Raw genomic sequence first — 11,559 nt, forward strand, 5'->3', positions numbered from 1 at the left:
ATTGAAGCGCGGACATAGCGCTTCCGCTCCGCCGATCATCAAGCGAGGAGCCCCCTACCCCCATCTACGGCTCATCGAAATTTCGCCGCTCCACCGCTGTCAGTTTCTGCCGTTGCGATGACGACAACTCGCCTGAGCCAATCACCTGCACCGGGCTGGATGGATCCTGCATGCGATTGTTGTCGCTGCGGCGATCGCTGCGGCGAGATTGCTCGTCGTCCAGAGCGTTATCGCCGTTACCACCGCCATAGCCCAGCACTTCGACGATGATCACTGAGGGCTGCGCGTTGCCGCCCTGGGTTGGTGTCGCGGTCTGCTGCGTCGCCGCCGTTGCATTGGAGCTCGACAGTGCAGCGCTGATGCTCGGCGCCTGAACGGTGGGGATACCCGACGACGTGCCCTGTACCTGGATGTTCGCAGCATTGACGATCTGCAGCGCCGCCAGGTTGACATTGCCGGAGACGCGGATACCCGCTTCGCCTGCATCGATGGTGCCGAGCGGCGCGATCAGATCGATGTCGCCTGGCAATACTTCAGCGATCGGGTTCAGGGTCGCGATACCCGCACCGGATGACGGCACCTGCGGTGACAGCACCGCACGACCGTAATTGTCGTAAGTCCGTTTCGGAGGTGTGTAGATCACCGTGGTCTTCGAACCACGGCCGGCATTGATGTCGCCTTCGGCCGACCATGCGAGAATGTTGCCGCCAAAGGTGGTCATGATGCGCGACAGGCCCAGCAGGATGCTGCCCTGCGAATAGATCTGGATGTCGCCCTTGCCCTGCGTGACCAGGCCCGACGATGCCGGCGGCACCTGCCCTTCGACGCCGATGACGGTACGACCGCCCGGCGTGAGCAACTGGATGTCGCCGCCGAACAGCGTGCGCACGCCGGAGCCGCCGAACATGGTGAGATCGCCGCCATAGGCCGATACGTTCGGGAACAGCGCAGCAATGGCATTGCGTCCGCGAAGATAGCTGCCGTAACGCGAGCTGTTCGCGTCGTTATATTCACGGCCACCTGCGGTGAGTTCGGCGAAGTACACTTCTCGCAGGAAGATGTGTTGCTGCTCAGGCGCCAGCCGGGCGAACGTAGCCTGCGCTTCGGTATCAGGGCCGGCAAATCCATAGCGGTCCTTCAGCCAGGTCGCGAGTTCCTTTTGATAGGTCTTGGCGACCTTGCCCGGCTGATCGGCGAGCGGCATGCCCGTAGCGGCCAGATTTCCCGGATCGAGATAGCGTGACGCGAGTGCATCGTAATCCGGCCCCGCCGCTCCGACGCCGGCCATCATCGCGATACTCGCGCCGGGACGCGTATCGCCGATCGCGATCGGTCCGATACTGGTGAACGCGCCCTTGTCTGCCTGATACAAATTGCGCCCTGCCGAGATTTCGAGCGTGCCGGGACCGGCGATGTCGAAATTGGCATAGATGATGTCGCGCCCCGCCGAGATGATCGAGACGTCGTTCGGATCGCTGTGCACGATCAGATTGCCGCGGGTCGTCGCGTCGGGAACTCCGCTCGACTGCGTCGTGTTCGGCGCGAAGCCGGCACCGACGATATCGCGGCCCGCGCGGACCCTGACCGGAGCCCCGGCATTGCGCCAGTTGAAGACTCCGCCTGTCCTGGAGATCGTCAACGTCTCGCCGGTGTTCAGACCGACGATATCGCCGGTCAGCGCATAGAAGCGCACGGGATCCGCATCGGGCGCGCGGCCGATGGGAAGCACAGCGGTGTTGGGACCGAACACGAACAGCGACAACGCGACCGGATTTCCCCCCCCATCGACGGTACCAAGAACCGATCCGTTGGTGAACATTATTTTGCCACTCACCACTCCGCCGCCCATGAAGGCCGGATTCAACGACGTCGGTAATGGCGTTCCCGTGCCGGACGGACTGAATGTATATTGCCCGCCATAGATCGAATTGCCCGCCAGCATTTCCAGCGCGCCGTGGGCGGACGGGGCCAGAGTGACGGTGGGATAATCGGTCGCACCACTACTGCGCATGAATGGCACCGCATTGGCGCCGTAATAGATACTGCCGGTCAGCGCCGCAGCGCGCAGGACCGACGGGTAGGTAAATGTTCCATCGGTACTGTTCTGGTCGCTGTTGAGATTTGCAGACCCGCGAAGCGGCGCTTCAGCCGTGGATGTTGTCGGCGTGAGGCTACCGCCCGCAGAGATCAGGTTGATCGCCGTGTGATCGGTCCATAGCGAGAACCAGCTGCCTCCGCTGTAGTCGACCCCACCGGCCTTGAAAACAGTCGCATCTGTAGAGACGGAGCGACCGGGATCACCCGTGCCTCCGAGCACGAGATCGCCGAGCGTCTGCAGATAGACCGCGGAGTCACCGGGCACCAGCGTGATGCCGGACCGCGCTTCGGACGAGGTCGCTGCATAGGGATCGTAGCCGCGCGGATCGAAAGCGTCCCTCGCTCCATCGCCGAGGCGGTAGATAAGCTTGATGCCACCGATCGACTCTGCGTTCACCTGTATCGCACCGCGAACATTGATCAGCGCACCCGGCAGCGCATGTTTTTCGGTGAAGCTGGTCAGCGCCAGATTTGGATTGAGCGCGCCGGCGATCCGCATGTCGATATCGCCGCCGCCAGTCAACGCCAGCGCCCCGTCGGCACCGACGCGTCCGGTACCGCCGACGGCGACCACCAGACCCTGGCTTCTCTCTTCGCCCGTACCCTGCTGTCCCTGGCTGCCGCGCAGCGTGATGGCGCCTGCCTCGCCGCCGACGCGGATCGCGACATTGCCGCCACCGAGCGCGCCGATGCCGGTGAAACCGACGAGATCGGGCAAGTTCAGAGTATTGTACGGGGATGTGTTGGGAACATAGGTGCCGAAATTGATCCACCACGAGGTTGGCACTGTCGTATCGACCGCTGTCGAACCCGTCCCCTGGCGCCACAGCCAGTTGCCGGTGATGACGCTCGACGGGCTCTGCCGCGCGGACTGGCCGTAGATGTCGCCGGTGAGATTGCCGCCGGCCGAGATCAGGACATTGCCGCCCTGGTCCGGGTACCACGCCTGATAGGTAGCCATCGCAGACGCGTAGTCGGCGCTCAACGGACCGAGCAGCATGCCATCCGCGCGGGGGCGGTTGTTATAGGCCGGATCAACGGCGGTCGCCGTGCCGGCGGTGTAGACACCGTACAGCGAGTCCATACGGATATTGCCGGCGGCCGTCAGCGACAGATTGCCGGTGCCGGTGCGGACCACGCTGAAAGACGACGAGGCATAGGTGGTCGATGGCGGCAGGTTGATGGTGCCAGCATTGCCCGCTCCATTGTCCCAGAAATTGGGCGCCAGACCGAATTCATCCCATGACCCGGCCATGTAGAGAGAGACGATCTCGCGCTGCGTCTTGTTTAACAGCTCGATCTTGTCGTTGATGCCGGGAGGGAGGCCGCCAGCCACGTTCACGATGGCATCCACGCCCTGGATGGTAAGGCCCAATTCGATATGGTGCGCCGCGAGATCCCAGAAGCCGACAAGCGCCGGATAATAGTCTGTCATCTCTGACCATGACGATCCTCCGAGGATCGTTACGGTTTCGGCTTCCGATTTTCCAATCAGGTCATTTATGGTGAGATAAGAGTAATCCGAGCCAAGCATCGCCAGCAGGGCGATAGCGCCTGCCTCGCTCAAATTCATCAAAACACCGCCCGGCGCAGTGCGTGAGACATAGTGGCTGTCGGCGAGTACGATATCGCCCTTGCGCCGGCTGTTGCGTGCACGCACATCGGCCGAGCCGAGATCGGCACCGGCGGTGAACTGCATGTCCCACGACGTCGCGCCGGCGCCGAGCATCGGCGCAACGGCCCAGTTCGCTCCCTGCCGATCACCCGTCGGCGTGCGCAACTCGACCCGCTGGCCGCCCGCAAGTTTCACATTGGTCATGGACGGGATCAGCGATCCCGGCGCCAGCGCGAGAGTTCCAGTGGATGTCATGTCCACCGGCAGCGGCACGCCCTTCGGCCAGATCAAGGCCGCGAAACTGGCCGCGCTGCGCAGCACCGTGCCGGCATCGAGCTGCATGCCTGCGGTCAGCGTCACCGTATTCGTGAGCACCGTACCCGCGGCATAGGCCACCGAACCGTTCGCATTGTAGATGGTCGCCTGGACGACGGTGCCCGCGGGCAATGCGAGCACGTCTCCCAGCGTTGCACGCACCGGCAGCACCGTGCCGGCCGGCAGGTTGCCGCTGAACGATGCCGGCAGATCGTAATTAAGCGTGGCGCCCTTCTTGAACACCGTGCCGGCTTCGAGCGTGACGGCAATGGGCAACACGAGATCGCCGCCATAGGGCACGACGCCCTCATCGAGCAGCCAGCCATTGTCGCCGGTCGTCACCGGCGGCGGCGCGAAGCCGTCATTGATGCTGCCGCGGATGTTGAGATTGCCGGCGGCGCGGAAGTTGATCGCTCCGGGTTCGCCGAAACCGCGCAAGGCGGGATCGTTGCGATTCGCATTCGGGCTGTAGCGATAACCGGACAGATCGAGATCGCCTGCAATTGTGAGGTCGCCGTTCGGATTTTCGGCGCTAATCTTGCTGACGATGTCGACGCCGGGACGCAGATGGTAGTTGCCGAGCCCGGCAAGCCTGGCGCTCAGCGCGTCATTGTCGCGCGCAGCATCGATAAAGGCTTTGTTGTGTGGATCGATGCCGCCGGCGATGATCCTGCCATCGACAGGATCGACGATACCGTCAAGATAAGCCTGCGTGATCTCCTGTGGCGTGTAGCCCGACACATCGGGCGCCCCGGCAAGCGGTGCGTCGTCGTAGATACGAAATGCATTGATGACGGTTGTTTTTGCGCCGCGGATAAGCGGAGCGCCAAACACGTTGACGGCCACGTCATTGGCACCGTTACCCGCGCTATCAAGACCGCCCTGTCCGCCCGTACCGCCAAGGCGTGGCGCGTTGAGCGTCAGCGTGCCGCGAGCAGCACCATCATTCTGGCCACGGCCACTGCCTATCGCAACACCTGTGCCGGCGCGCAGGTCGATCGCCGCATTGCTGCCGATCGTCAGCGTGCCCATGCGGGTCGTCAACTCGACACTGGCGCGATTCGGCGCGTCGATGATCTTGCCATAGCTGTCGAAGCGCATGCCGGTGCCGTGGGCATCGAGCGTGCCGTTGATGACGAGATCGTTCATCGCCGCAAGACGAATGCTGCCGACCTGATAGCCGCTCGCATCGATGGTGCCGTTGACCATCAAACTGCCGCCATCGAGCGTGATCTCGACGTTGCGCGCCTTGACTTCATTGCCGACGACGAGATCGCCCTGCTTGATCTGGAACCGCCGTGCGCCGAACACCTCGCCTGCGTTGAGACGCGCATTCAATCCTGCGAAGTCAGCAAGCGTCTGCGCCTGCACCGTGAACTCGGCCGCATCGTAGGGCACCAGCGTGCCGCCGGCATCGTAGAGACCCGACGCGCCGCCGCGGACCGTGCCGCCGAGATCGACGTGACCCGCGCCGGCGCCGAGCGCCGTGATTGTCGCCGTGCCGCCGCGATTATACTGCGCCGACAGATCGATGACCGAACCAGCATCCTGCCGGATGCTGCCAGCGCTACTGCTCAGCACCAGATCGCCACCCCAGCTATATTTGGTGACGTCGAACATTGGCACCGCGCGGCCCGCCAGATCGATACGCGAGGCGGCGCCGAGCACGATGTCGCCCGTCGCGGTCAGCGCCAAACGTCCCGACGGCAGCACGACGCTGGTATCGATGACGATATTGGCGCCGGTCAGCTTGAGCTGGGCACCGAGCGCATCGACGGCGCCCGCAGCGGCGCCCGTTCCGACCACGCGAATATCGCCGCCGGCCGTGATCGTGTTGCTCGACCCGTTTCTGCCCGTGAGCAGCGGCGCTGCGATCGTCAGATTGCCGCCGGTGTATTGATAGCCGGTCGCGGGTGTATATGCGCCCTGCCGGTGATAGACGCCGAGCGTGCTCCTGTTGGTCGATGTCACATATTCGGCGGCGGTGATGGTGACGTCGGTGAAGCCGAGCGCGAGTCGGTTGTCAACGACCGTGTTGCTCGGCTGCGAAAGTGGCCCGTAGCCGAGCACGACACGATTGGCTGCGATATTCAGCCTGCTGTCGCCGAGCATGTCGGCCATCGCCGCGCCCGGTGCCGTCGTCGAGCCGGTCCAGACGAACTCGCCGGCGCGGATCGTCGCAACGTCATCGCTGGCGCCGTAACCATAGATCGCCGGCGTTCCCAACACCAGACGGCCCACCTTCGAGGCATCCAGCGTCACCGAACCGAATACGTTCACCGCATCGCGTGCATTAAGCGCGAGGGTTTCGAGCGCCGGCGCGCCGATCGCCGTATTGCCGGCCAGCAGATTGGCCAGCACGGTGTTGTTGAGGGCAAGTCCGGCCGGCAGGTGACCGGCTGCTGCGGCCGCCGCGAGGCTGGCATCCTCGCCGAGATTGATGGCGGACAGTCCGAGCACGAGATTCCGCGTGCCGTAGGACACGTTGTTGGCAATGGTAAACGCACCGGCCGTCGCCACGGCGATCGTGCCTTCGGAGACCACCCTGGTGGTCAGATTGCAGGTCACGGTGATGCAGCCGCCGACCGTGATGTCGACGTCGGTACCGTCATCCGCCTGCGTCTCGCCCTGCAGCAGATTGATCGTGCCGTTGGACACCACCAGCACGCCGACGCCGACGAACACATATCCATCGCGCGAGTCGAAGCTGGCGCGGCCGCGGCCGATGGTGCTGACCGACGCGCCTTCCTCGATCGTGATGGTCCCCTTGTCGCCGGGCCCCGTTCCCCTGCCGGCGAAAATCACCTCAGCCGCAGACAGATGGGCACCGCTGCGCAGGATGATCGAGCCATAGTCACCCACAATGCTGGCGAAGCGACCGGCCTGGCCATAGGCAATGCTTACGGAGCCGTTCAGCACCAGACGCGGCGCGTCGAACTTGCTGATCTCGTCGGCATAGACGGAGGCTCCCGCCATGTCGGACGCAGCCGTCTGGCCGGTTGCCAGAATTTCGCTGAGGCCATGAAGCTGGATGGTGCTGCCGAAGCCATCGCTGTCGGCCCGGGCTCCGCTGCGCAACTCGCCATCGAACTGCAGTTGCGAGCGACCGTCGGCGTTGCGCGGCCTGGCCAGCAGGATATTGAGCATACGCGCATCGATGGTCATCGCCGCCCGCGGCACGCCGACGCGTGCGGCATCCGCCAGCACGAAGGCGTCATAGCCCATCTCGTTATAGGATGAGTGCGCGCGAACGGCGCTGGCCGGCGTGATGATGACCTGGTTCGGCAGCGACGCGCGGATCGCGGTATTGGCGACGCTCAGAGTGGCGCTCACGAGATGCGAACCGTTGCCGGTCGGAACGACGCCGGTCGCTGCCGGACTGATGCTGCCACCCAGTTCGACGCGATAGGCGCCCGGCAGCAGCGCATAGGTCGCGGGCATCAGCGTATAGGTGCCGGCCGCAAGACCCGGCACGCCGTCGGGAATGGTGATCTGGCGGCCAACCGACGGCAGGCCGTAGCCCGCGTCCTGCACGACCGGCGCATAGGCGCCGGAATGGCTCGGCACGATAGCATAGACCTCGTTGCCCTTCGCGCTGTATCGATAGCCGGGATTGGAATTGACGAATGGCGTGGTCAGGATGTTCACCGACCCGCCGCGGCCCGACACGAAGCCGGCACCGGTCAGCTCGCCGCCGCCCGACAGGTCGAGCACCGAACCGGGCTGCGCGTCGAAATGCAGCGCGGAGACGGAGACGCCGCCCATAAGTCCTGCACCGCTGAGCCGCACGCTCGCGCCGTTGTAATTATAGGTGATGCCGTCGAGGGTGCCGCCATAGGGCATCACCAGCCCGGCGTCGCTCACCGATGTGATGCTGCCCGGCAGGAGATGAACCGAATCCGCTTGCGGTACGCCGCCTGATGAAATGCTACCGAGGACGATGCCACCGAGCGGCGCACGCACCACACCGCCCTGGTTGACGGTATCGGCCGCGAGCGTGAGCCCGCCGAAAGCGGAATACGGCATATCGGGAATCGTATCCCCATAACGCCGGATATCGAGCACGCTGCCGGCACGGATCATGTTGTCGACGGCCGTATAGCCGGCGGTGATCAACCCGGTCGCGCCCGTCGCCGGATAGATCTGCGCGGCGGTCAATGCGATGTTGCCGGGCGTTTGCAGCGCGGCGCCGATCGCCTGGGATCCGCGGAGCAGACGGATATCGCCGCGGCTTAGGAGATCGAGCAGCGCGAAGCCGCGGCGATCGACGGTATAGGTCTCCGCCATGGTATCGATGTCCTGGCGTACACCGAAAACGACCCGGTCGCGAATATCGAGCAGATCGGTGGTGACCGAGAAGATGGCGTTGGTGGCCTGTTGCGTCGGGGTGCCAATTTGCGTTGGGTTGCCAAAGTCCCACCGCACGGCGGGCAGCGTGTAGGGGTCCTTGGTGAAATGCGTCGCCCCTGCGAGCCGCAGATAGGGCGCCGACAGCGCCACCCGCGAATTGGTATCGGCATTGGCGCCGAGGGCGAAGACGCCTGCATAGAGGCTCAGGCTCTGGTTCATGGCTAGGGTCACGTCGCCATCGAACGAGATCAGGCCGCCCGACAGCAGCGACAGGGTGCCGAAGCCGCCGGCATTGACCCGATCGACGCCGAGCCGCGCCGTGCCGGTGACAAGTCCGGCTTTTGCCTGTGTCATCGAGCCGGCAGAGGCGATCACGCTGTCGCCCTGAATGTTGCCGATGACGAATTCGCGATGCCGCAGCACGTCGCCGGACGTCGCGCTCGTCAGATACAGAGGCGCCTCGAGCGCCAGCGCCAGCGTACCGCCGGCGGCATTCGCGCCGCCCGCCGCCGCGCGCAACGTGCCATCGAGATAGAGGCCATTGCTGGATTTGACGACGATGGTGCCGCCATCGCTGGCGACGTTCAGCGGCGTGCTGGCTTTCTGCAGCCCCGATGCGAGAATGTCCAGCACCGCACTGGTGCCCGATGCGTCGAGCAGCGCACCGCGCCGGATCACAACGAAGGCATTCGGCGTAACGGATTCACCCGTCGCTTCCCAATCCACCGCGCCGCCGATCAGGATCGAACCGCCATTGCCGACGACGCCATAGGTCTGGCCACGCGCATCAATCGCCGTCACGGCACGCGCCGCGACATCGAGCACAGCATGATCGCCGATCCAGATCAGGCCGGCTTTGTCACCAAACCCCCTATTTTCAGTTTTCACCACCCGGGTCAGGCTGATCGTGCCACCCGGAGCCGTCAGCGTGCCGTCGATGGTGATGTCCCGTGCCTGCACATCGATCGACTGACCGGCATCGACCCTGATCGACGCGCCTGCGCGAATGTCGATCGGGCCGCTGGCCTCGGTCAGTCCAGCCTCACCCACATTCGAGCGCAAGATGATGCTGGCGCCGCCGCGCTGGGTCAGCACGCCGTTCATCGGATCTTCCTGGTACAGCGGCGGCGCCCACAGTTCCAGAACGCCGGCCGGATCCGCGCCCGTCGCAGTCGAAGCGGCGGCGTTCGTCACGCGATAGACCGGCATCGAGACGTCCAGCTTCGTACCGTCGGTGACGACCACGCCGTTGCGGGCGGTTACGTCGTAGTTCGAGAAGCCGGCCTGGAACAGGCCGGTCTTGAGTTCGGCGTTGGCGGCGATTGCGATTGGGCGCGGAAGCGTCGTTCCAGCCGAAAGCACGGTCCCCTTCGGGACGGTCAGATCGATCGGAGACGGTTCGCCGGCATTGACGGTTTTGCTATAGGCCGGAACCTGCAGACCGTTCGGGAAAACCAGGGGATCGACTACCCAGCCTGCCCAGATCGCTCCTCTGATGAGACTAATTCTCGTGCCGGCGGGAATATAGGCAATATCGATGTAGTGCTCATCGCGACCGTCATAGTAATAGTATTGAGACCTTCCAGCAGAATTCACTATGACTTCGCCATCGACGACGCCGAGACCGGGAACATCTAGACCGGCAACGCCAATCGAATATTGCGCTCCCAAGTTTGGAAGCGTCCAATCCACTCCGAGGCGGTATCTGCCCCCGACCGACCCAACGATCCCATTCGCCCCCCCCGTCGGCACTTTTTCGCCGGGAAGCGTGACATTGACGGAATAGCTATAGTCGATCGGCAGGATGTCGCCCTTCCCGACCGCATAGTCCTGCATCAGGACGACATCGACCGGCGCAGCCTGACCTGCCCCAAGCAGGCCGTCGGTTTCCAGCAACTTGCCACCGATCGAGATCGCCGTACCGGACTCGATCCTCAGCGTGCCGCCGCCGCTGACGCCGTAAGCGTAGATGGCGCCGTTGAGAGTCAGCAGACCGTCAGCCTGTACGTCGGGAGCCTGCTGGTCGGCGATCAAGGTGACGTCGCCACCGCGGCCACCCTTGACCTTGCCATTGGTCAGGATCGCAGCACCCGACGAGACGTCGATGGTGCTACCCTTCGCCAGTGTCACGTCATGGGTCGAGCGCAGCGTGACTGCACCGCCATTGATGAACGCCTGCTTCGGCGTATCGGACGGGTTCAAGAGCGCATTGACCCAGACGCCGCGCAGGTCGAGCGTGGCGCCGTCATACACCGTGACAGATGCCTTGCCGTCCTTGAGCAGCACTTGCGCGGCGCCGCGATCGCCGCCGCCCTTGAAGTAGTTGTCCACAGTCAGCGAACCGCCACGCGCGGTGACATCGGCCTTGATGTCCACCACCGCTGCATTGAGAGTGATCCTGCCGCCATCGGCCAGCGTGACTGCACGATCGATGGTGATCGTGTCGGCGGTCGCGATATCAAGCCCGCCGAGATGCAGCGTATTGACGTGGCCGGCGTCGAACCAGGCCGTGTCCTTACGTGCCAACGGCAGCGCATCTGTAGCGGACATCCCGCCAGTGACCGCGGCCACATCGCCGAAGCGGACGTCCGATGCGTTCAGACCGCCACCGCCGACGACAACGCCGTAACGCCCGAGTCCAAGCGTACCCTGCAGCGGTGCAGCGTTCTGTACCTGCTTGTAGCTATCGGTGACATTGGCGGCGCGCGCGGAATTCTGCCGTTCACCAGCGATGATATCGGCGATGATATCCGCCTCGAACACCGATGTCGGCGTCGAGAGGTTGAGACGGCCGGCATCGCGGCCCACGGTATAGCCCGCCTCATAGCGCCAGGACGATGAGCGATCGAATATGCTGGTCCAGACCTCGGTGAGCGCGTCGGCGACCTTGCCCTGAATATTGTGCGTGCGCACAAAGCCGCCGGCGGCAGCGACGAACTTCATGTTGGCCGGCGCATTATCGAAGCTGTAGATGCGACCATCGGTGCCGATCAGCCTGGTCGAATAGATCCTGCCGCCGTCATAGCTGACCGATCCGCCGGAGATATCGAACTTTGCGCCCTGCTGCGCGACGACTTCCGGCGCCGCCAGCGTGATAGTGCCGCCCAGTGCCGCCCACTCGCCGATGCTGTGCGGGCTGTTGGCGAGATAGCCGCCGACTTCAAGCAGTCCGCCCTTGGTGT

1 protein-coding gene is annotated in these 11,559 nt (G+C 64.1%); it reads right to left on the reverse strand.

Annotated elements, in window-relative coordinates:
* Window positions 1–64 precede the first annotated feature (64 nt).
* Window positions 65–11,559, reverse strand: an 11,495-nt coding sequence (locus tag A4A58_RS10440; protein ID WP_068731612.1) for a filamentous haemagglutinin family protein, incomplete at its 5' end; no start/stop codon positions are given.

It is taken from the genome of Tardiphaga robiniae (assembly GCF_001618955.1).
Taxonomy (GTDB): domain Bacteria; phylum Pseudomonadota; class Alphaproteobacteria; order Rhizobiales; family Xanthobacteraceae; genus Tardiphaga; species Tardiphaga robiniae_A.